The sequence below is a fragment of the Bacillus sp. AFS023182 genome (genome assembly GCF_002560575.1).
Taxonomy (GTDB): Bacteria; Bacillota; Bacilli; order Bacillales; family Bacillaceae_G; genus Bacillus_A; species Bacillus_A arachidis.
In genome coordinates this window covers 34,675-57,844 of sequence record NZ_NTRO01000003.1, presented here as the reverse complement: position 1 = coordinate 57,844, position 23,170 = coordinate 34,675, and the positions used below count along the sequence as shown (strand labels likewise).

Annotated in this window: 19 protein-coding genes and 1 riboswitch; of the genes, 17 read left to right on the top strand and 2 right to left on the bottom strand. The window is 35.5% G+C overall.

Going from position 1 to position 23,170, the window contains the following annotated elements:
* The first annotated feature begins 16 nt into the window (after positions 1-16).
* Positions 17-1,426, top strand: coding sequence for an MATE family efflux transporter (locus CN288_RS01120; RefSeq protein ID WP_026591729.1), 1,410 nt, complete (start codon positions 17-19; stop codon positions 1,424-1,426).
* 64 nt (positions 1,427-1,490) lie between these two features.
* On the opposite strand, the gene CN288_RS01115 is transcribed toward CN288_RS01120, so the two are convergent.
* Positions 1,491-2,189: a Type 1 glutamine amidotransferase-like domain-containing protein gene (locus CN288_RS01115; protein WP_026591728.1), complete on the bottom strand. Its 699-nt coding sequence runs from the start codon at positions 2,187-2,189 to the stop codon at positions 1,491-1,493.
* Between the two features lie 195 nt (positions 2,190-2,384).
* On the opposite strand from CN288_RS01115, the gene CN288_RS01110 reads away from it, so the two are divergent.
* From CN288_RS01110 to CN288_RS01050, 13 genes are all read left to right on the top strand, one after another.
* Positions 2,385-2,798 carry a BlaI/MecI/CopY family transcriptional regulator gene (locus CN288_RS01110; protein ID WP_026591727.1) on the top strand — a complete coding sequence of 138 codons (414 nt, stop codon included), beginning with the start codon at positions 2,385-2,387 and terminating at the stop codon, positions 2,796-2,798.
* A gap of 4 nt (positions 2,799-2,802) precedes the next feature.
* Positions 2,803-3,615 (top strand): M56 family metallopeptidase, encoded by an 813-nt coding sequence (locus CN288_RS01105; RefSeq protein ID WP_026591726.1) that lies wholly within the window; start codon positions 2,803-2,805, stop codon positions 3,613-3,615.
* Positions 3,616-3,789: 174 nt separating this feature from the next.
* The gene (locus tag CN288_RS01100; protein ID WP_026591725.1) at positions 3,790-4,344 is read left to right on the top strand and encodes a TlpA family protein disulfide reductase; all 555 of its coding nucleotides are present in this window, start codon (positions 3,790-3,792) and stop codon (positions 4,342-4,344) included.
* Positions 4,345-4,361: 17 nt separating this feature from the next.
* The gene (locus CN288_RS01095) at positions 4,362-5,045 is read left to right on the top strand and encodes a prolipoprotein diacylglyceryl transferase family protein (RefSeq protein WP_026591724.1); all 684 of its coding nucleotides are present in this window, start codon (positions 4,362-4,364) and stop codon (positions 5,043-5,045) included.
* Between the two features lie 146 nt (positions 5,046-5,191).
* Positions 5,192-5,334, top strand: a riboswitch (cyclic di-AMP (ydaO/yuaA leader).
* A gap of 108 nt (positions 5,335-5,442) precedes the next feature.
* Positions 5,443-7,110, top strand: a complete 1,668-nt coding sequence (gene kdpA / locus CN288_RS01090; RefSeq protein WP_026591723.1) for a potassium-transporting ATPase subunit KdpA — start codon at positions 5,443-5,445, stop codon at positions 7,108-7,110.
* 573 nt (positions 7,111-7,683) lie between these two features.
* Complete coding sequence (locus CN288_RS01085) at positions 7,684-9,039, top strand: D-serine ammonia-lyase (protein WP_026591722.1); 1,356 nt, start codon at positions 7,684-7,686, stop codon at positions 9,037-9,039.
* Between the two features lie 178 nt (positions 9,040-9,217).
* Positions 9,218-10,465, top strand: coding sequence for a DUF445 domain-containing protein (locus tag CN288_RS01080; protein ID WP_026591721.1), 1,248 nt, complete (start codon positions 9,218-9,220; stop codon positions 10,463-10,465).
* A gap of 181 nt (positions 10,466-10,646) precedes the next feature.
* Positions 10,647-11,285, top strand: coding sequence for a response regulator transcription factor (locus CN288_RS01075; RefSeq protein WP_026591720.1), 639 nt, complete (start codon positions 10,647-10,649; stop codon positions 11,283-11,285).
* A 4-nt stretch (positions 11,286-11,289) separates the two neighbouring features.
* Positions 11,290-12,393 carry a sensor histidine kinase gene (locus CN288_RS01070; RefSeq protein ID WP_026591719.1) on the top strand — a complete coding sequence of 368 codons (1,104 nt, stop codon included), beginning with the start codon at positions 11,290-11,292 and terminating at the stop codon, positions 12,391-12,393.
* 134 nt (positions 12,394-12,527) lie between these two features.
* A complete protein-coding gene (locus tag CN288_RS01065) occupies positions 12,528-13,466 on the top strand; it encodes an ABC transporter ATP-binding protein (RefSeq protein ID WP_026591718.1) in 939 nt (312 codons plus the stop codon).
* 32 nt (positions 13,467-13,498) lie between these two features.
* A complete protein-coding gene (locus CN288_RS01060) occupies positions 13,499-14,608 on the top strand; it encodes an ABC transporter permease (RefSeq protein WP_026591717.1) in 1,110 nt (369 codons plus the stop codon).
* A gap of 1 nt (position 14,609) precedes the next feature.
* Positions 14,610-15,755, top strand: a complete 1,146-nt coding sequence (locus CN288_RS01055) for an ABC transporter permease (protein ID WP_026591716.1) — start codon at positions 14,610-14,612, stop codon at positions 15,753-15,755.
* 110 nt (positions 15,756-15,865) lie between these two features.
* The gene (locus CN288_RS01050; protein WP_026591715.1) at positions 15,866-17,077 is read left to right on the top strand and encodes a phospholipase D-like domain-containing protein; all 1,212 of its coding nucleotides are present in this window, start codon (positions 15,866-15,868) and stop codon (positions 17,075-17,077) included.
* Positions 17,078-17,336: 259 nt separating this feature from the next.
* Here the strand turns inward: CN288_RS01050 and pyrH are convergent, their stop codons facing one another.
* On the bottom strand, positions 17,337-18,080 hold the full coding sequence (gene pyrH, locus CN288_RS01045; protein ID WP_026591714.1) for a UMP kinase: 744 nt from the start codon (positions 18,078-18,080) through the stop codon (positions 17,337-17,339).
* Between the two features lie 510 nt (positions 18,081-18,590).
* Here pyrH and CN288_RS01040 point away from each other — a divergent pair.
* The 3 genes from CN288_RS01040 (at position 18,591) to malS (ending at position 23,156) form a co-directional block, all read left to right on the top strand.
* Entirely contained in the window at positions 18,591-19,862 is a 1,272-nt protein-coding gene (locus CN288_RS01040) for a cation:dicarboxylate symporter family transporter (RefSeq protein ID WP_098301725.1), read from the top strand.
* A gap of 21 nt (positions 19,863-19,883) precedes the next feature.
* On the top strand, positions 19,884-21,326 hold the full coding sequence (aspA, locus tag CN288_RS01035; protein ID WP_098301724.1) for an aspartate ammonia-lyase: 1,443 nt from the start codon (positions 19,884-19,886) through the stop codon (positions 21,324-21,326).
* Between the two features lie 117 nt (positions 21,327-21,443).
* Complete coding sequence (malS, locus tag CN288_RS01030) at positions 21,444-23,156, top strand: oxaloacetate-decarboxylating malate dehydrogenase (RefSeq protein ID WP_026591711.1); 1,713 nt, start codon at positions 21,444-21,446, stop codon at positions 23,154-23,156.
* The last annotated feature ends 14 nt before the right edge of the window (positions 23,157-23,170 follow it).

Genomic DNA, 23,170 nt, shown 5'->3' with positions numbered 1-23,170 from the left:
AAAGGGGAAATGAAATTTGAAATCACCGACAGATAGCATTCAAGAAGATGCAGAATCACAGAGTCAGGAGAAGGAAGGGAAACCGATATGGAAATCGATGTCCATGTTCTTAGTTCCTTTGCTTTTAAGTAATGTATTACAATCAGTTGGACAATTGTTTGGGATGGTAGTGGTAGGAAGATGGCTTGGTGTAAATGATTTAGCTGCCATTTCTGCGTTTTTTCCGTTGTTCTTTCTACTTGTTTCATTTGTAATTGGAATTGGATCGGGTAGTTCTATTTTAATCGGGCAAGCATTTGGGGCTCGTAACGAAGATCGTGTAAAAGCAGTTGTTGGTACAACGCTTACCTTCACATTTATACTAGGAGCTATTTTAGCAGTAGTAGGCAGCATATTCACCATGGATATTCTGCGTTTTATGGGAACACCGGAAAACATTATTGGTATGAGTGTCCACTATGCACGTATTTTATTTATTTCAATGCCAGTTTTATTCTTATATTTTGCATATACAACATTTATGCGAGGTACAGGAGATTCCAAAACGCCATTTTACTTTTTAATTGTTAGTACAGTGTTGAACATGATATTATTGCCTGTTCTTATCTTTGGTTGGTTAGGAATGCCGAAACTTGATGTTTATGGAGCAGCTTATGCCTCTGTCATATCAACGATTATAACGTTTGTTGTCATGCTTATTTATTTGAAGAAGAAAAATCATCCATTACAATTGGATGAAACAGTACGGAAATATCTTCGTATGGATTGGGAACTATTAAAGTTATTACTACGCCTTGGTATTCCAGCAAGTATTAATATGATATTAGTTTCGTTATCTGAGATTGCAGTTATTGCATTTGTAAATCGATTCGGTTCTGACGCGACCGCAGCCTATGGAGTTGTGAATCAAGTGGCAAGTTATGTACAAATGCCAGCAGTCAGTCTTGGAATTACAGTATCCATTTTTGCTGCACAGTCCATTGGTGCGAATCAATTTGATCGATTACAGAAAGTTGTTCGAGCGGGAATTATAATGAACTATATTATTGGTGGTGTATTAATCGCTGTCATTTACTTGTTCTCAAGAGAGATTTTATCACTATTTTTAACAAGTCCGAATACAATTGAAATTGCACATAGCCTAATCATGATTACATTATGGAGTTATTTAATTTTCGGTCATGCGCAAATTATTGGTGCGACAATGCGGGCAAGTGGAACGGTACTATGGCCGACTGTTATCAGTGTTGTATCAATTTGGCTTGTGGAAGTTCCTGTTGCCTACTACCTTTCGTATCACACAAGTCTTGGTATAAAAGGTATATGGGTTGGATATCCGGCAGCATTTATTGTGAGCTTACTGTTACAATACGGATACTATAAGCTTTCATGGCAAAAGAAACGGATTACGCGACTTGTTAGTTAGAATAGAAGGTGAAAGATATCCCTAAGTTTTCAGCTTAGGGATATTTTGTATGAGTACAAATAACTTATAAATAACTTTTCAAAGTTACATCAAAATGATGTCGCATAAGTTTTCCATCAAACATATAGAACTCCCAGGCTTTCTCTGGATCTCCGATAATTTCAAAGGAGTTTTCGGTTATATACAAAGCGCAATTATCTTCTAAAGCGATTCCTTCTGTATTACGTGCACGGTTTTGTAAGAATAAATGAAAAGCGTTTGCTCGATCTGATTGATTGTAATGTGGACAGAAGTGTTTGTTTATTAAATTCCAGCCATCGCTTTCCATATAGCCGTCTCCTTTATAATTAGAACGAAGCCCCGTTGTAAACCAGCACATAGCACCAGCGCTATATCCCGCAATGAATGTCCCGTTGTGTACGGCTTCTATCAACTTTTCGTCTATTTTGTTTTCCTTCCACTTTTCAAGCATATTGATATAATTTCCTCCACCTAGATAGATAAAATCAGCAAAATGTATCATTTCACTAATTTTATCTTCGCTAACGCTTTCTTTTATACAGCGTAGAATGTGAACATCACATTGTAACTGCTTCTCGAATGTTTCTCTAAATTCTTTTATATAACCTTCATCGTCATTGCTTGCTGTTGGGATAAATAATATTTTTGGAGATTGTTTCCCAGTTAATTCAATAAGTCGTTGATTTATAAGGAAATGATCTGTTTGTTCAAAGTAACCTCCGCCAATTACAGCTAACTTCATAATGAAGCACCACCTAATAGATTTTTGTTATTGATAAAGTTTCGCTATAGAGAAGTTTCTTTCCTTCTATAACAAAATATGAAAATGGGAATGTGTTCTAAAATAAAGAAGGGGTTTATTTCCATGTTCGTATCATTCTATATTTGACCTTTTATTCTCAGTGTACTACAATTTGTAGTGCAGAGGAGGATTAGCATGTTCACTCAAAATTATAAGTTAAATGAGCAAGGATTAAATCATTTCTTTGGGTCATTAGAAGCGAGGATTATGGAGATTATCTGGAGTACTCCGGATATTACGATTAAAGAAGTACAGCAAAAACTAAGTGAGGAATCTCCTGTGAATTTTAATACAGTGATGACTGTGATGAATCGGTTAGTTGAAAAAGGACACTTGCAAAAACAAACGGTAAAAAGAAGCGGTGTATACCGTGCTGTACAAACGAAAGAATCCTTTTTATCAAATCAAACCAAAAAAATGACACAAGAATTAATGGGGGAATTTGGTGATTTCGTTGTGAATCACATGTTAGATGAACTAGACCAAGCTGATCCTGCTTTAATAAAGAAGTTAGAAGAAAAACTTAATCAACTGAAAAAAGAGGACTAGTATGATGAAGTGGCAAATACGAAAAATAATATTGTTAGCAAGCAGTATTGGTATTCTCTTTTTTGGGATGTTAGTGTACTACGTTACATATCCATTTTTCTTTGAAAATAAAGCTCTTTTTTTATCGCAGTTTTGTCTCTTTGAATTGCAAGAACATATGAAAGAATTATCAACCATTCGTGTCATAATGAGCGGATTATTGTTATTTACTATATTAGTTGTATGGAAAAGAGTGTGGAAACAGTTTTTCTATAGCCGAAAATTACAGAGAAATTTAGTTATGATTACTCGAAAAGGAAAACAATTGTATTTGCTACCATCATTAGAGGTTACAGCATTTACTATCGGAGTCACTCATCCGAAAATTGTTGTTTCGGAAGGTGTATTTCAATCTTTTACAGAAGAAGAAATTGATGCAATTGTATTACATGAAGAATATCATCAAAAAAATCGTGATCCGTTAAAATTGTTTCTTTTTACGGTGTTAGCTGAAGGAATGATGTATATTCCGGTATTGAAAGATATGTTACAGCGTTACCATACGTATCAGGAGCTATTGGCGGACAAATATGCGATGGATCAAATGAAATCATCGTTTGAATTAGGTAGTGCATTGTTAAAATTAATTAAAATAAAAACAGTATCTAATCCGTTTATAACAGCTTCTTTTGCGAAGACGGCAATCAATTTGCGTATTGAGCAAATTGTTAGTCCGTCATCTATAAGGCTTAGTATGCCGTTACATACAAATTCAGTTTATGTGACAATAGGGCTATTTCTCATTTCGTTTGTACTTATTATTGGAGAGTGCATATAGCCTCTTTTTTTAACCCAAAACACTACTTTATGTAGTGTTTTGTGGGAGGAATAAAATGGACGCAGTAGGCGCGGGGATTCTTTCATTTGTATCTAATCAAATGATGAAAATTACAGCATTTTGTATTCAATTATTTGACGGATTTACAGGATTTTAAAAATAGGGGGAAAGAAAGTGAAAAAACTAATTACCATTATTCTTGCAGGAGCACTACTATGGGCAGGGTTTAATTTTTATAATTCAAAGCAAGAAGAAAAAGAACGGAAAGCAAAACAAGAGGCACTACAAGAGAAAGAAGTATTACCGCAAGTAGGATTTAAAGCACCGAAAATTACACTTAAAGGACTAGATGGGAAGCTGTACTCATTAAATGATGCAAAAGGAAAACCGTATATTATTAATTTTTGGGCATCATGGTGTGGGCCATGTGAAATGGAAGCACCAGACTTAGTGCGTCTTTACGATAAATATAAAGGAGAAATCGAAATTTTTGCGGTGAATGCAACGGTTGGAGATCCAGTACAAGAAGCGAAGGCGTTTGCGGATCGTTTTGGATTTAAGTTCCCGGTTTTACTAGATATGGATGGAGAGGCAGGGATTGATTATAAAATTGTTTCATTGCCAACAACGTTTTTTGTTGATAAAGATGGGGTGATTGTAGATCAAGCGCGGGGGGTATTACCTCCAGATCAACTAGAAAAGAAATTTAAAGAATTAATTGAGAAGTAAAAGGGGACATCCTAATGATGATGGACTGGATGGTGAAAGTACAGCCTATTTCTCTCATAGTGGGAAGTTTATTTGGGCTTGTGCTCATGAAATTAAAGATGAAAAGTCAAGGTATCCCATATGAGGGAATAATGGATACAGTAACAAATGGATTTTTTATCATCGTACTAACATGGAAATTTATGCCGACAATTTTGAATCCAGGGTGGGCTTTTCAGTCACCATGGCAAGCGTTACTCGCTGTAGGAAGTACCCAACACATTATAATGGGTTGCTTGATTGCTAGTGGATATGTTGTATGGAGAAGTAAAAAGGCTAATTTTTCACTTTTGGTTTTACTAGATGCACTTCCTTTTGGGATTGGAAGTATGATTATTTCTTATTTTCTATTCCATCAGTATGTTGGTATAAACACAACAATGCCGTGGGGAATGAAAGTGTATGATTCGAAATTTTTCTATCATCCAATATATATGTATGAAATTATGATAGCAATCTGCCTAATGGGATGGCTGTGGCTAAAAAACGAGAAATTAGGAACTAGAAAATACATGAGTTATTTTCTACTTGTAGAAGGGATTGCGCATATATTCATTTCACTTATAATTGAGCAAGTTCCATTATTATTTGGTCTGTCTGTGCAGCAGTTACTTATTTTTATTGCAATTAGTATAGGTATTATATTGCTTCCGAAAAAATAAAAATAGCACTGTGCGAACGGTTGTTCATACAGTGCTATTTTTATAGATTGTATGAATCGATTTCTTTTTATTTTCTCTCTCTTTACAACCATCATTTAGAGGAGTATATTAACAATCAGAATAGCTCAATGTAGATTTTACAGCCAAATAATAAATCGCTTAATCCACTTCAGGAGCGGGGGAACCAAATTTGTGCATTCGTCACTAGGGGTGAATCCTTTTATAGGTAGGGCTACTCTCAAGGCCCGAACCCGACAGCTAACCTCGTCAGCGTTTTGAGAGGGGGGACTTGTGTGTAAAAAAACACTAGGTGCAACCTGGTGTTTTCTTTTTATTCTCTTGGTGGAAAAATATTACATTTAATTATAGTGTAATGGGAACAGAAAGGGGAAAGAGGATGAACTGGCTTACAAGTCTAATTACAATTGGCCTATTCGTAATTTTTGCAAAACCAATGGGAGACTACGTATACAATGCTTTTCAGCGTAAGGAAGCATTTCAAAAGGTATTTGGTCCACTGGAAAAAATCTTATTTAAAGTTGCTGGGATTAAAGGGCATAGTCAGACTTGGAAACGGTATATGTTTTGTTTAATAGGAACAAATTTTTTCTTTATTTTGGTTGTATATTCAATATTTCGATTACAAGGAATTCTTCCGTTGAACCCTGATCATTTTTTAGGATTAGAACCAACATTAGCATTTCATACAGCGATTACATTTATGACAAATGCGAATTTACAACACTATGGGGGAGAAAGTAGTTTATCCTATTTCTCTCAAATGGTAGGTGTGACATTTATGATGTTTGCAGCACCTGCAACTTCATTGGCAATCGGCATTACGTTTATTCGTGTACTAGCGGGGAAAAGAATAGGAAATTTCTTTGTTGATTTTGTACAAGCTATAACGAGAATATTATTGCCAATTTCATTTGTCACATCGTTAATATTTGTGGTTTTAGGAACACCGCAAACATTGGATCCAACAGTTGTTGTGAAAACGTTTGAAGGAACGACACAAGAGATTCCTCGTGGACCAGTAGCATCTTTACTTTCCATTAAAGAACTTGGTGACAATGGAGGGGGGTTTTTTGGAACAGTTTCTGCTCATCCTTTTGAAAATCCCAATATGATAAGTAATGTGTTACAAATGATGTTACAAATGTTAATCCCAATGGCCTTTCCATTTGTATACGGAAGAATGGTCGGTAATCAAAAGCAAGGTAGAATGTTTTTTATATCGATGTTCATTCTGTTTATTATTGGATTCTGTACGCTTGCTATATTTGAATTGAAGGGGAATGCATTGTTAAATCAATTAGGGATAGAAAGTTCACAAGGAAATATGGAAGGAAAAGAAACTCGTCTTGGCGTCATATCTTCTGCTTTATATGCAACCGTTACAAGCGCCTCTGGAACAGGCGGTGTTAATACAACGCATGATACTTTGACACCGATTGGTGGAATGGTTCCACTTATAAACATGCTTTTAGGTACCGTGTTTGGAGGAATTGGACTTGGGTTTATGAATGTCGTCATGTATGCAATGATTGCTGTGTTTCTAGCCGGATTAATGGTGGGGCGTACACCGGAGTTTCTTAACAAAAAGATAGAAGGAAAAGAAATGAAGTTAATAGCAATCACGATTGTGTCTCAGCCGTTACTTATTCTTGGAGCTGCAGCAATTGCATTTTCTACGAATCTAGGAACAGATGCAATTTCTAATCCAGGTTTTCATGGTTTAACACAAATTATATATGAATACACGTCGTCTGCTGTTAACAACGGATCTGGGTTTGAAGGATTAAGAGATAACACACCTTATTGGAATCTTTCAACGGGAATTGTTATGTATATTGGTAGATATTTAGGTGTAATTACAATGCTTGCCGTCGCGGTGGGACTCAAAAGGAAAAAGGTTGTACCTGAGACCATAGGAACCTTTCAGACGGATGATCGGTTATTTGGCGGGATTTTACTAGGTACTATATTAATAGTAGGTGTTCTAACATTTTTACCAGTACTCGCACTTGGGCCGATTGCTGAATTTCTTGCAATACCATAAAGTGGAATTTTAATTAGTGTGGGGTGTTTCCAAAAGAATACCTTTGCTTTTGTTGAGGTTTTTAGTAGCATCATTCTTGAATAGCGGGATAGCGTAGTAAAAACATAGGTGAATATTTCTCTTGTTAATTTAAAATAAAGGAGAATATATATTAGGGATGTATTCTCCTTGTACTTTTTATTCAACAAACGAACTCGATTGTTGAGTAACTGAAAATAAAACAACTGCATTTTGACTACAAGTGTTTTCCCATTTATGTTGTAAATATGCTGGTATTTTTACACTATCACCAGCTTCTAATGAATACTCCCCTACTTAACTTCGTTTGAAGTAGGGGTACTCTTTCGGTAAAATCTGATAAATATTCTTCTTCATCTAAATACAACTTAATTTTTCTGAACTTCTCAATTTTTTTACCGATGTCTAGCTTCTCTTTTATAGAGTGTTAAATTTAATTTAAATAAAGTAAATTTAAATTAACTGAAAAGGGGTTTCGTGTTAAAATGTATTAAAATAAATTTAATTATAATTTATTTTTCAGCTTGCTACAAGAATGTTGGGAGGATCAGGCAGATGAAGAAGATTGAAAGCAAAGACATACAAACATGGAAAGAGAAAGATCCTTTACTAAACAAGGTTATTTCGATGGAGGAAGTATTTTGGATCAATCCTAATATCGAAAAATTTCAAACAGGAATTAAAAAAACTACACTTACGCAAGAAGATGTAAAGGATGCAGAAGAAAGGTTGAAACGTTTTGCTCCATATATCGCCAAAGTTTTTCCTGAAACAAAAGAAATGAACGGTATCATAGAATCACCTTTAGTGAAAATCCCTTCTATGAAACAAGCTTTAGAGCAGGATTATCAACAATCTATATCAGGGGAATTATTGCTAAAGTGTGATAGCCACCTTCCTATATCAGGATCTATTAAAGCAAGGGGCGGGATTTATGAAATTCTTAAACATGCCGAAGATCTAGCTATTAAACAAAACATATTAACTCAACAAGATGATTATTCCATTTTAGATAGTGATAAATTTCGTAAATTCTTTTCAAATTACTCCATTGCAGTAGGATCAACAGGAAATTTAGGGCTTAGCATTGGTATCATGAGTGCAAAGTTAGGTTTTAATGTGTCTGTTCATATGTCAGCTGATGCAAAACAATGGAAAAAAGACTTGCTTAGAAGCAAAAATGTCAAAGTTATTGAGTATGAAGCTGATTATAGCAAAGCAGTAGAGGAAGGCCGAATTCAAGCAGAGGGGGATCCTACTTGTTATTTTGTGGATGATGAAAATTCCCATGACCTATTTTTAGGATACGCAGTAGCGGCGTCCAGATTGAAAAAACAATTGGAAGAGTTAGAGATAACAGTAGATGAAAATCAACCTTTGTTTGTTTATCTTCCGTGCGGAGTAGGTGGTGGCCCAGGGGGAGTAGCTTTTGGTTTGAAATTATTGTACCAAGATAATGTACACATTTTCTTCGCAGAACCTACTCATTCTCCTTGTATGCTACTCGGTTTAATGACTGGACTTCATGATAAAATCTCTGTACAAGATGTTGGTATTGATAATGTAACGGACGCGGATGGACTTGCTGTAGGAAGACCATCTGGATTTGTTGGTAAAACTATGGAGCCATTTTTAAGTGGTAATTATACGATTAGCGATGAACAGTTGTATAAACTGTTAAAGAAACTAGCCGATACAGTAGGGATTCATTTAGAACCGTCTGCACTAGCAGGGATGATAGGACCAATGAAATTATGTAAAGAAGGAACGGATTATTTACTGAAGCATAATTTAACAGAAAAAATGCATAAGGGTACACATATTATTTGGGGAACAGGTGGAAGCATGGTTCCTAAAGATGAGATGTCAAAATACTATCAAAAAGGATTGAATTTAGAGCAAGAAAAGTAGAAGTCATTTAACACGAGGAGAGTTTCACCTCGTGTTTTTTATTTGAAATTTTTTTGTTATTTTTAGTGTAGTTCATTATAGTATAGATATAGGATTTTGTGCAGTCAGGATGTAACAATAGGAGCTTATTTCGAAATAGTAAGATTTAGCTTACATAACAAGAGGATGTGTATATACAATGTCATTACAATCAAAATATTTAGCGGGTATTTCACTTGGGGTGATGGGAATTGGCTTTGCAGCAACTATTCCATTCCAAGGCTCAATGATAGGTGCAATTGCACAGGGCGGATTTGAAGCGGGGTTAGTAGGGGGACTTGCCGACTGGTTTGCCGTTACAGCCCTGTTTCGCCATCCGATGGGTATTCCAATTCCGCACACAGCTTTATTGCCTAAAAATCGGAAACGAGTAACAAAAGGACTCATCACTACTTTAGAAAATGAGTGGCTGACGAAGGACAGTATTACAAGTAAAGTGAAAGAAATGCAGCTAGCACAAATGGTGTTACAGATTGCAGAAAGAGAGCTGCAATCTGATAGCGTGAAAAAAGGGATTGTTACAATTGCTGAAAAAGCAATTCTTCAAATTGATACTGAAAAGTTAGCTAGTGTCATTGAGAAAGAATTAAAAACATATTTATATACGATTAATACAGGAAATATATTGCAAGTCCTTATTGATCAATTAGTCGTACAAGAATACGATGAAAAGACACTTGATTATATGTTAGTCAAAGCGAAAGAGTGGACGGCTCAAGATGAGGCTCGATATCAGCTTGGAAGCTTAGGAATGAAAGCGATGGAAAATATAAAAGTGGATGGCTTCTTGCAGTTTACACTTAAATCCTTCATGAATATTGTAGATGAAGAAAAAATCGGCAGCATTTTGCAGAAGTTTGTAATTAGCAATATTAGTAGTTTACAGGATCCTGATAATAGTACGAGACAACTTATATTAATGAAAATTCGCCAAGAACTTATTCGTGTTAAGGAAAATGAAGCGGTATTACAGGAGTTAGAGAATTGGAAAGAAAGTTGGATCACAAATTGGGATGCGGCTGACAAGATAAAAGAATTGTTAGGACAAGCGCAGGAAAGAGCAGTCATTTTTATTAAAAAAGAAGAGTTTGCAAATCAATATCTTCTTCCATTTTTAACAAAACAAATGAACAAGGTGAAAGAAGATCCAGTAACAGTTCGAAAAATGGAAAACTGGTTGCAAAAGCAGATTGTAAATCTTGTTGAAAACAATCATTCCAAGATTGGAAAGCTTGTACAAGAAAATCTTGATAAATTAGATGATAAAACATTAATTGAAATGATTGAAAATAATGTTGGGAAAGATTTGCAGTGGATCCGTGTGAATGGTGCTGTTTGTGGTTTTATGATTGGATTGGTTTTGGAAGGAATAAAGGCGGTTTTATAGTTGTATATGTAGTATTGAAAAAGAGAACATCTTCGGTTTATCGTGAAGGTGTTTTTCTTATTTTGTATAATTCTTTTTAAGTAGAGCTATTTCATATATATAATACAATCTGTAAGGAAGTACAGAATGGGAAATGAAAGGATGTGAATGCTAGTAGAGGGGAAGGTATCTACTAACAAACATGAAAATAAAAATATTAATAGCCGATGATAACTCGTTTATTAGAGAGGGCATGAAGATTATTTTAAGTACATACGAAGAGTTTGAAGTGTTAGAAACGGTAAATGATGGGCAAGAAGCTTTATCTTATTGTAAAAAACATGATGTAGATATTGCGCTTTTAGATGTTCGGATGCCAAATATGAATGGCGTGGAGGCGACAAAGTTAATTTGTGAGGAAACAAAAACGAAGCCGCTTATTTTAACGACATTTGATGATGATGAGTATATTTTGGAGGCAGTAAAGAACGGGGCGAAAGGCTATTTGTTAAAAAATAATGATCCAGAGCGCATTCGTGATGCGATAAAGGGAGTATATAACGGGCAAACTGTTATGCAAGACGTAGTACTAGATAAAATTAAGTCTAATTTACTGGAAAATAAAGAAGAGGCTTCAAAAATAGATAAGACTCTTTTCACAGAGAGGGAACTTAGCATTATTGCATTAATTGCAAAAGGGTTCTCTAATAAAGAAATTTCAAAGCGACTCTTCATATCAGAAGGAACAATTGCAAATTATATTACGTCTATTTTAGGGAAAACAGGTCTTGAGCACCGGACACAAATTGCGATTTACTATTTAACAGGGAAAGTAGACTGATTTTATGGAGTTTTGGTTAATTGTAAGTAAATTAATTGTCTTCTTATATATAGTGTTCAGTTATATTCACTCAAATGTTACGAATTTACCATGGGTTATATTTACTTTGCTTGCGTACTTTTGTGTAAACGTGACAATTTCTATTTTTAAAAAAGATGCTTATAAGAAAATATTAATCGGAATATCAATTGGCATTATAATTTTGTTTACATGGAGGATTCATCCGTATTTTATTTTGTTTTTACCCTTGAACTTATACGAAATTGTATCTTATTACATAGAAAAGAAATGGCCGCTCTTTTTCATTATGATCATCCCTATTGTTTTTACAGATGAAAGTGTTCGAATGACATATGGACTCATTACTGCATTTTGTTTTCTTGTTTTAACGATGGCAGATCTTTACATAGCTCGTTTATTAAAGTTTGAGATGCAAAATGATAAGATGCGAAAAGATATGCAACGGCTCACAAAAAGTTTAAATGAAAATAAAGAATACATAAGGCAATCAGAATACACATTTAAGTTAGAAGAACGAAATCGATTATCACAAGAAATTCATGATAAGATTGGTCACTCCATGACAGGAGCTTTAATTCAAACGGAAGCAGCAAAGAGATTAATGGAAATTGATAAAGAAAAAGCTACCGAATTACTTCAAAATGCTATTGATATTTCTAAGGGTGGAATCGAAAGTATTAGGATTACACTAAAGAACATGAAACCGCCAACTGAGCAGATTGGAATTCATCGCATGAAATTATTCATAGATGAATTTGCGAGTAAGCATGAAATAAAAATTCCATTTGTGTATAAAGGGAATTTAGATACGATTTCTCCAATTCAATGGAAGGTCATTGGAGAAAATGTAACGGAAGCATTAACAAATGCAATGAAATATGCAGAGGCAACGGTTATTTCAATAGATATTCATGTACTTAACAAGGTGGTAAAGGTGCAAGTGAAAGACAATGGAAAAGGAGCGCATCTTGTGAAGAAAGGCCTCGGTATTATTGGGATGGAGGAACGAACAGCATCCATAAACGGGAAGATTATTGTAGATGGTACAAGCGGATTTTCGGTAACAATGTTATTGCCGATTCAATAATGGCATGATTGAGATGAAGGATCTCATATGAAAAAAGTGAATATTCTCATGTGAAAAGAATGAACTTCTGCACTGAGCAGGTTCATTCTTTTTGTTTATAATAACAGCAGAGAAACTGAGATAGGGGTGAAATGATGAACGCATTAGAAATAAAAAATTTAACGAAAAAATTTGGTGATTTCATCGCAGTAGATAATATGTCTTTAGCTATTAAAGAAGGAGAGATATTTGGGTTTTTAGGATCAAACGGTGCTGGTAAAAGTACAACAATTAATATGATTGCTGGATTGTTAAGAAGTAATGAAGGTGAGATTAGTATACTAGGAAAAAGTATAGAGAAACATAATCGATTTGCAAAAATGAATATTGGAATTGTACCGCAAGATATAGCAATCTATGAGGAGTTAACCACCTATGAAAATGTGAAATTCTTTGCGGGTTTGTATGGGTTACGAGGGGCAGAATTAAAAGCGAGAGTAGAAGAAGCACTGCAGTTTGTAGGACTAAGTGATAAACATAAAAGTTATCCAAAGAACTTTTCGGGTGGGATGAAACGAAGACTTAACATTGCTTGTGCCATTGCGCATCATCCGAAGTTAATTATTATGGATGAGCCGACAGTTGGAATTGATCCGCAGTCAAGAAACTATATTCTTCAGTCTGTACGGAAATTAAATGAAATGGGTAGCACCATTATTTATACGAGTCACTACATGGAGGAAGTAGAAGAGATTTGTACGAAAATTGCAATTGTGGATCACGGGAAAATTATTGCAGAAGGTACGAAAGAACAATTGAAAGCTATTATTACAGATACAAAAGATGTTTGGGTTGAAGTAAAGTCAGTTGAAAATATAGATGTGAATCAATTAAAAGAAATTAGTGGTGTTAAGGCTATTCAAATAGAAGAAAACGTAATTAAAGTGAATTCGGATACAGGGGTCAACAACTTAAACAAAATCGTTCAGCATTTTATCAATAATGATATAGAAATACGTTCACTTGAAGAGCAAGCACCTAACTTAGAAACAGTATTCTTGACATTGACAGGAAGAAATCTACGGGATAAATAAGAGTTATTAGCAAAAAAAGGGAGGTTCATCGATTGAACATCTTCAATATAGCCATAAAGGAAATCAAAAGTGACTTTCGAGATATAAAAACGTTAGTGTCTATGCTAGCATTCCCGGTTATGCTTATGCTTATTTTGGGTACTGCTTTAACCAATGCATTTAATAATGATAATCTTTCTGTTAAAAATATCCAGATTTTATACAAAGATGAAGTAGGTGGTAAGTTCTCTCAGGCCTTTGAAACATTGATAAAGGAAACAGGAAAATCGGGCATTCACTTTAAAAAAGCAGCAAAGGATGTAGATGGAATAGAAGAAGTGAAACAAAATAAATATGCTGGCTATGTAGAAATGAATCAAAACGGCGTGAAATTATATGAGAGTGATCGGAATAGTATTGACGGAAGTATCGTTGAAGGGATGCTTACTACATTCGTCGATAAGTACAACGTAGCGGTGGAAGTTGCGCAAGTAGACCCAGGGAAAGTTAGTACAGTTATTTCAAGTGGAAATCATGATGATTATATAAAAGAGACATCTTTACAAGCTGCTAAGAAGCCAAGTTCTATGGACTATTATGCAATTGCGATGACGACAATGATTGCCTTGTATGGAGCGATGGGAGCAAGCTACCTGATTCGCGGAGAGCGATTACGAAAAACGGGAGATCGTTTAATTGCTGCACCCGTTAGTAAAGCTGAAATTTTTATTGGAAAGATACTTGGTAGTCTTGTAGCAAATACACTCTGTCTGCTTTTCGTCGTTTTCTTTAGTAAATTTGTTTATGGTGCAAATTGGGGTGACCATCTTGGAGTAGTTTTTCTTATTTTACTAACAGAAGTATTCCTTGCGATTAGCTTCGGATTAGGGATTGGATATATTACGAAAACAGGTGAGGCATCTAAAGCGGTTATTATGATTGTTGTACAATTAGCTTCTATTTTTGGAGGGGCGTATTTCGTAGTTGAAGAAAATATGATTACAAATTTATCACCATTAACATGGGCGAATACAGCGATTATGAAAATTATTTATGCGAATGAAGTAGGAGCGGCACTTCCGGTAATCTTTTTAAACCTTGGAATTTCTGCACTCTTTTTATTGATTGCGATTATCGCATTACGCAGACGGGAGGGGCTATAACATGAAAGATATTTTATGGCTCATACAAAAAACGATATCTGTACTTTTGAAGAATAAAAAAGGGTTATTTCTTATTATTGGATTGCCAATAGTAGGGGCGTTAATGGCATTTTTAATATACGGAAATGCAGGGCAAGGTACACTGCGTATTGGGGTTGTAAATAATGAAAATCATTATATAGCAAATGATACCGTAAAGTTTCTAGAGGGGCTAAATCATGTGAAAGTAAGTAAGATTAAGGAATCAGAAGTAAAAGAAAAGCTTACTTCCAAAAAACTTGATGGAGTGATTACGTTAAATTCAGGTTTTTCGCAAAGTGTTCGAGATGGTAGGCCGAGTCATATTCAAATTTTCTCGATTAAAGGTGCTCAAGTAACAGAGTTTATAAAATCGTATTTGTATAATTATATTGATAATATAACTGCAATTAGTAAAGTAGCACAAAGGGATCAAAGTACGTTTGATAAGATGTATGCGGGTTATCAAAAAAGTTCATTTAAGGTAAAAGCTGAGACACTTCAAGATACTTCAAAAAATAAAGATATGACGAATCAAACAGTTGGTTATCTCATTATGTTTATGTTGGTTTCGGCAGTGGGTTTTTCAGAACGGATTTTGAAAGAAAAAGAGAATAGAACGTATTTCCGATTATTATCAACACCGATAGATGGGAAGAAATATATATTATCTAACATTGCTGTTAATATGGTTATCATGATGGTACAAATCATTGTAACGGTACTGTTTATGACTAATGTATTTCATATTGATACAAATATGCCTTTACTTGTTATGATTGGAGTACTGATGATATTTGGTTTAATTGCAATTGGTTTATCGTTAGCTGTTGTGTCATTTGCTAAGAATTCAGCTTCTGCTAATGCAATGCAGAATATCATTATTACACCAACATGTTTGTTAGCGGGATGCTTCTTTCCATTTGAAATTATGCCGGCATCTGTGCAAAAAATAGCTGATTTTCTTCCTCAGCGCTGGTTATTAGATACAATAGGAGAATTACAGCAAGGGACACCGTTTTCTGATTTGTATTTAAACATTTTAATTTTGTTCGCCTTTGCAATTGCGTTCTTCTTAATTGCCATTTATAAGTTTGGCCGAAATAATGATGCGAGAAATTTTATGTAATAAATGGGGATGTGGCATGATGCCACATCCTTTTTTGTAATTGTTCATAAAATATAATCTCTATTGAAATACTATCTGAAGACAATTATTTTGTGCGGAAGGAAAACAAAATGGTGAAAAAGATATTACGTATTATTTCTATTATCATTAGCATAGTAATTTTTCTAATTGTTTGGATGCATATTGATGTAACACTGGGAAGGAAAATGGAAGCTGATAAAAACCAACGGAAAGACTATGCTCCTCATTATAGTGATTTTCAATTATATGTAGAGGGGAGATCGCTATATCATCAGTTATTTTCCGATATAAAAGAAGCAAAGCATTCTATTTTTACTTATTTTTATATTATTTCGGATGATAAAAGTAGCCATACTTTCTTAAATTTATTAAAAGAAAAAGCTGAAGAAGGAGTACAAGTATACTTATCGGTCGATTGGATTAATGATTTATCGTTCCAAAGAAAGCTGAAGAAGGAATTACAAGCAAGTGGCGTACATTTTACATACAGTAGGAAACCGGAGTTCCCATTCTTTTTTTATTCACTTCATCACCGCAATCATCGCCGTATTACAACGATAGATGGAAAGATAGGGTATACAGGCGGCTTTAACATAGGTAATGAATATTTAGGAGAGGAAAAGCGCTTTGGATATTGGAGAGATTACCATATACGATTACAAGGAGAAGGAGTAACAGATTTAGAGGAACAGTTTGTGTTAGATTGGAAACGAGATACTCCGATAGAAATTAAGCGAACGATTCAGCCGGTTGTTACAGGGAAAACATTACATACTATGTCTAGTTATAATGGACATGGAGTTGTTGCAAAGTACATCGAATTAATAAAGAGGGCCAAACATTCTATTGTAATTGCCACCCCGTATTTTATCCCTCGAGATAAAGAAATCATGAACGCTTTAATCCAGGCGCGAAATCATGGTGTCTCTGTAAAGGTACTATGGTCTTACAAACCGGATGTTCCACTTATAAAAGAAGCGGCATATCCGTATATTCGTAAATCGATAGAGAACGGAATTATTGTATATGGTTATAAAAAGGGGATGTTCCATGGGAAATTAATACTTATTGATAATGAAACGATGGTGATTGGAACAACAAACTTTACTTCACGCAGTTTTCATATAAATGATGAGGTGGATTTCTATATATATGATGGTCCGGTGATTCAACAAATGAATCGTGTGTTAGAACGGGATTTTCAAGATTCAAAAGAAATGACTTCATCATTTTTTAATCATTTATCATTTTTAGAGAAGTGTAAAGAAAGAATAGCATGGCTGTTTAATTACTATTTATAATAAAGATGAATGTGGGATGTGTGTAAAATAGTTCTATTGTTGGGTGCGGAATTTAAATAGTAAATGAAATAATATTGTATTTCAAAGTTTGTGATTGTAGCGATGGTATTGATAGCGGTTATTAGAAGGGCGTTTCATGAATAGTGGATAATAGGATGCTGTTTATTATGTTGTTAAGGTAATACTTTTTAGAAAGAGTAAGGTGCGGCAAAGACCGCACCTATTTTTAAAGTCAAAGTTTTGTTTATTCTAGAAAAAGTCATTTTTCGTCTACGAGTTCTGTTAATTCATGATTAATTAACGTGCCAATATGCTCACCTAAACATATTTTCCTCATAACTCCTGGTTCATCGAAATTAAAAACATGAGCAGGTAAGTGGTAGTCACGTGCAAGTAATAAGGCTGATTGGTCCATCACTTTTATATTATTCCGAACGACATCATTATAATTTAAATAGCGATACATTTTTGCTGACTTATTTCGTTTTGGGTCACTTGTGAAAACGCCATCTACACCTTGTTTTGCAACTAAAATCGCATCGCTATTCATTTCAATTGCGCGCTGGACGCTTGGGTAATCTGTTGTAACGAACGGTTGCCCGTTTCCGCCGCCAAAGATGACGATATATCCTTTTTCTAAATGGTGAACGGCCCGTAAACGAATATAGGGCTCTGCCACCGCTGTAAACGGGATAGATGTCATAACACGCACTTCTTTACCTGTTTTACTTGTGAGCACGCCGCGTAACATTAAACTATTCATAATTGTCCCTAATGTCCCTATATTATCCGCTTCCACGCGGTCAATCCCCCATTCCTCAGCTAAGTTGCCTCTGAAAATGTTACCACCGCCAACGACAAGAGAAACTTCAATACCTAAATCGACAATTGATAAAATCTCACTTGCGATATGTTCTAGACGTTTGGAACCAAAACTATTTCCATCTGGATCAGCTAGAGCGCCGCCGCTGAGTTTAATTAAAACGCGATTGTATGGTTTCATTATCGTCACTCCTTATTTAAAGCAAAGTTTTTTCAGTGAGTCCGGAACCATCACTGAGAATTCATCCTCATCATATGGGGTTCTTATAGGTAGTTTATTCCTAACCTAATTGTTTTGCTCATGTGGCACTATTCTGTATGTTAGAAGTGTATGAAGTTGTAATAAAAAAAGAGCAGAGGCGAATGCCTTTGCTCCTTTGCGAGAAAATGAAATAGAAAAGGAAGAGTTATAAGGAAACCTTTCGTATGGTTCTTCATAACATCCACTCCTTTTCACATTAGTTATGTTAAATAAACTTATCTTTTAGATTATATAAAGAAACCAGACAATTCAGTAATGTTATTTTCATTTTTATCTTCAAGGGATGTCAATGAAAAAATGAAGAAAAAAATTCGAATTTTTTGTGACGAACCTGTAGGTTTTTGTCTGATTTTGTAGGTTTACTTATATCATGTGATTAAGCTTTTATAAATACAAATTGAAAGCGTTCGCATGAAGGGATGAAAATATATGAAAAAATTCGGATTAGCAACACAGATTTTTGTTGCGCTTGTTTTAGGGATTGTAGTAGGGGCAATCTTTTATGGCAATAAAACAGCAATTTCTTATATCACACCAATTGGAGATATATTTATTCATTTAATTAAAATGATTGTAGTACCAATCGTTATTTCTGCACTGATTGTTGCAGTAGCTGGTGTAGGGGATATGAAAAAGCTTGGGAAATTAGGCGGAAAGACAATTCTCTATTTTGAAATTATCACAACAATTGCAATCTTAATGGGATTAATTGCAGCGAACCTGTTCCATCCAGGAACGGGCGTTGATATGAATAACTTACAGCAAACTGATATTTCATCATACAAGCAGACGGCTGATGCAACAGAGAAAAAAGGTTTTGCAGAAACGATTGTTCACATTGTACCAAAGAATGTATTTGAATCAATTGCACAAGGAGATTTATTACCAATTATTTTCTTCTCTGTGTTGTTTGGTTTAGGAGTTGCAGCAATTGGAGAAAAAGGAAAACCGGTGTTTAATTTCTTTGAAGGTGTGCTCGAAGCGATGTTTTGGGTTACAAATCAGGTTATGAAGTTTGCACCATTCGGTGTATTTGCATTAATTGCTGTTACGGTTGCAAAATTCGGTGTGGCAACACTACTTCCTTTAGGAAAATTAGTGCTAGCTGTGTATGTAACTGTTATACTATTTGTTATTGTTGTATTAGGTATTAATGCACGTATGGTAGGAGTAAACATTTTCACATTAATGAAAGTTTTAAAAGAAGAACTTATTCTTTCGTTTACGACAGCAAGTTCAGAAGCTGTTTTACCTAATATAATGAGAAAAATGGAAGAGTTCGGTTGTCCGAAGGCAGTTGCTTCTTTCGTTATTCCAACAGGTTATACATTTAACTTAACAGGATCAGCAATTTATCAAGCGTTGGCGGCATTATTCGTCGCACAAATGTATGGTGTACACATGTCGATAACGGAACAAATTACATTGTTATTTGTTTTAATGTTAACATCAAAAGGTATGGCAGGGGTACCAGGTGCTTCATTTGTTGTTGTACTTGCAACATTAGGATCTATGGGACTACCGCTTGAAGGTATCGCTTTAATTGCTGGTATCGACCGTATTTTAGATATGATTCGCTCATCCGTCAATGTGTTAGGGAATGCATTAGCAGCTATTGTATTGTCAAAATGGGAAGGCGAATTTGATCATGAGAAAGCAAAACAATATGTAGAAACTGTCAAACAAACAGAAGCAGCATAAGAAATGGATGAGGAGTGAGTTATGGTGGCAACATTAACTGAAACTACAAAAGATGTTCGAATTGAAAAAGATTTTTTAGGTGAAAAAGAAGTACCAATGCATGCTTATTATGGAGTTCAAACAATGCGTGCTGTAGAGAACTTTCCAATTACAGGTTATAAAATTCATGAAGGTTTAATTAAAGCCTTTGCGATTGTTAAAAAAGCAGCGGCACTTGCGAACACAGATGTAGGACGATTGGAATTAGACAAAGGCGGTGCTATTGCAGAAGCCGCACAAGAAATTTTGGACGGAAAATGGCATGAGCATTTTATTGTTGACCCAATCCAAGGCGGAGCAGGAACTTCTATGAATATGAATGCAAATGAAGTCATTGCTAATCGTGCCCTTGAATTATTAGAGATGGAAAAGGGAGACTATCATTATGTTAGTCCAAATAGTCACGTGAATATGGCGCAGTCAACGAATGATGCATTCCCAACAGCAATTCATATTGCGACACTAAATGCACTAGAAGAGTTATTACAAACAATCGGTTATATGCATGATGTATTTGAATTAAAAGCGGAGCAATTTGATCATGTGATTAAAATGGGACGTACGCATTTACAAGACGCTGTACCAATTCGTCTTGGACAGGAGTTTAAAGCATACGCTCGTGTAATCGAACGTGATATAAAGCGAATTCAGCAATCACGTCAACATTTATATGAAGTAAATATGGGAGCGACAGCAGTTGGTACAGGATTAAATGCAGATCCTGAATACATTGAATCAGTAGTGAAACATTTAGCATCAATCAGTGGATTACCTCTTGTTGGAGCGGAAGATTTAGTAGATGCAACGCAAAATACAGATGCATATACAGAAGTGTCAGCAGCCCTAAAAGTATGTATGATGAATATGTCTAAAATTGCGAATGACCTTCGTCTAATGGCATCTGGGCCACGTGTTGGGCTTGCAGAAATTATGCTTCCAGCTCGTCAACCAGGTTCATCTATTATGCCAGGAAAAGTAAACCCTGTTATGCCAGAAGTGATTAACCAAATCGCGTTCCAAGTAATCGGTAATGATCATACAATTTGCCTTGCTTCAGAAGCGGGTCAATTAGAACTAAATGTTATGGAGCCAGTACTTGTTTTTAACTTACTTCAATCGATTAGCATAATGAATAACGGTTTCCGTGCCTTCACAGATAATTGTCTAAAAGGTATTGAAGCAAATGAAGAACGCCTGAAAGAATATGTTGAGAAAAGTGTTGGAGTGATTACAGCTGTTAATCCGCATATTGGATATGAGGCAGCGGCTCGTGTTGCGAAAGAAGCAATTGCAACTGGACAGTCTGTCAGAGAACTTTGTGTGAAAAATGGTGTACTATCGCAAGAAGAACTAGATTTAATTTTAGATCCGTTTGAAATGACACATCCGGGGATTGCGGGAGCAACTCTTCTAAAGAAAAATTAAAAGAAGAGGGGACATTCCCCTCTTTTTTGTTTACAATATAGAAATGGTATATGGTGAAACTTTAATCAATAGAGGTTTTATTTGCCAGTGAATAGTGGGATAAAAGGTAGGGATTGTATGAGTAAATTTACAGTTTCCTCTAATGGGACATTAGAAACAACATTAAGAGGAGTAGAAGTATTAGCAACGCCAATTTTAAATAAAGGTGTCGCTTTCACGAAAGAAGAAAGAGAAGAACTAGGATTAAAAGGGTTATTACCACCTGCGGTATTAACATTGGATGAACAAGCACGCCGTGCGTATAAGCAGTTTTGTTCACAGCCAGACGATTTATTAAAAAACGTATATTTAACAGCATTACATGATCGTAATGAAGTGTTATTTTATCGCTTACTAACAGATCATTTACGTGAGATGCTTCCAATTGTGTATACGCCAACTGTTGGTGTAGCAATTCAAAGATATAGTCATGAGTATCGTAAACCACGTGGAGTGTATTTATCCATTAATGATCCTTCTGGTATAGAAGAAGCGTTTTCTAATATTGGTGCAACAGCTGAAAATATCGACTTAGTCGTTGTAACTGATGGTGAAGGAATATTAGGAATTGGTGACTGGGGCGTTGGTGGTATTAATATTGCTATTGGGAAGTTAGCAGTTTATACAGCAGCAGTTGGAATCGATCCTAGTCGGGTATTACCTGTTATTTTAGATGTTGGAACGAACCGTGAGGATCTATTAAATAATCCGTTTTATATCGGAAATCGTCACCCTCGTGTAACTGGTGAAGCTTATGACGCATTTATCGATACATTTGTAAAGGCCGTATGTAATAAGTTTCCGAAAGCGTTACTACATTGGGAAGACTTTAGCTCACGTAATGCACGTCGAATTTTAGATAAATATCGTAATCATGTATGTACATTTAATGATGATATTCAAGGAACTGGTGCTGTTTCACTTGCAGCTGTATTATCAGCAGTGAAAGCTTCTAGTGTCCCTTTATGTGAACATCGCGTTGTAGTATTTGGTGCTGGAACAGCTGGAATTGGAATTGCAGATCAAGTACGAGATGCAATGATTCGTGCTGGTTTATCAGAGCAGGAAGCAAATGAGCGTTTCTGGTGTATTGACCGTAACGGCTTAATTACAGATAATATGGGAGATCTTCTTGATTTCCAGCGTCCATATGCGCGTAAGGAATCTGAAGTGAACGAGTGGGAACAAAGTGAAGTAGTTGGACTTGCAGAAGTTGTTAAACATGTAAAACCAACAATTTTAATTGGTACATCAACTGTTGCGGGTGCATTTACAGAGGAAATTGTAAAAGAAATGGCTTCTCATGTAGAAAGACCGATCATTTTACCAATGTCGAATCCAACACCACTTGCAGAAGCAAAGCCGGTCGATTTGATAAGTTGGACAGAAGGACGAGCACTTGTAGCAACAGGTAGTCCATTTGAGCCAGTGACATATGACGGTGTAACGTATGTAATCGGACAATCAAATAATGCGCTTATCTTCCCAGGTCTTGGTCTTGGAACAATTGTTGTTCGCGCAAGTGTAATGACAGATGGTATGTTTGCAGCAGCTGCAGAAGCAGTAGCAAGCATGGTAGATACAAGTCAGCCAGGAGCACCAATTCTTCCAGAAGTAGAAGAGTTGCGTAACATCTCAGAGATAGTAGCGGTTGAAGTAGCCAAAGCAGCGGTTGCTGAAGGGGTTGCTCGTGAGGAACTCAGTGATAACGATATCAGAAAAGCTGTGAAAGAAGCAATGTGGCAACCTGAATATCGCCAAGTAAAAGCAGTAGAAAAGGTAACAATATAGAAATAAAGCCCGTT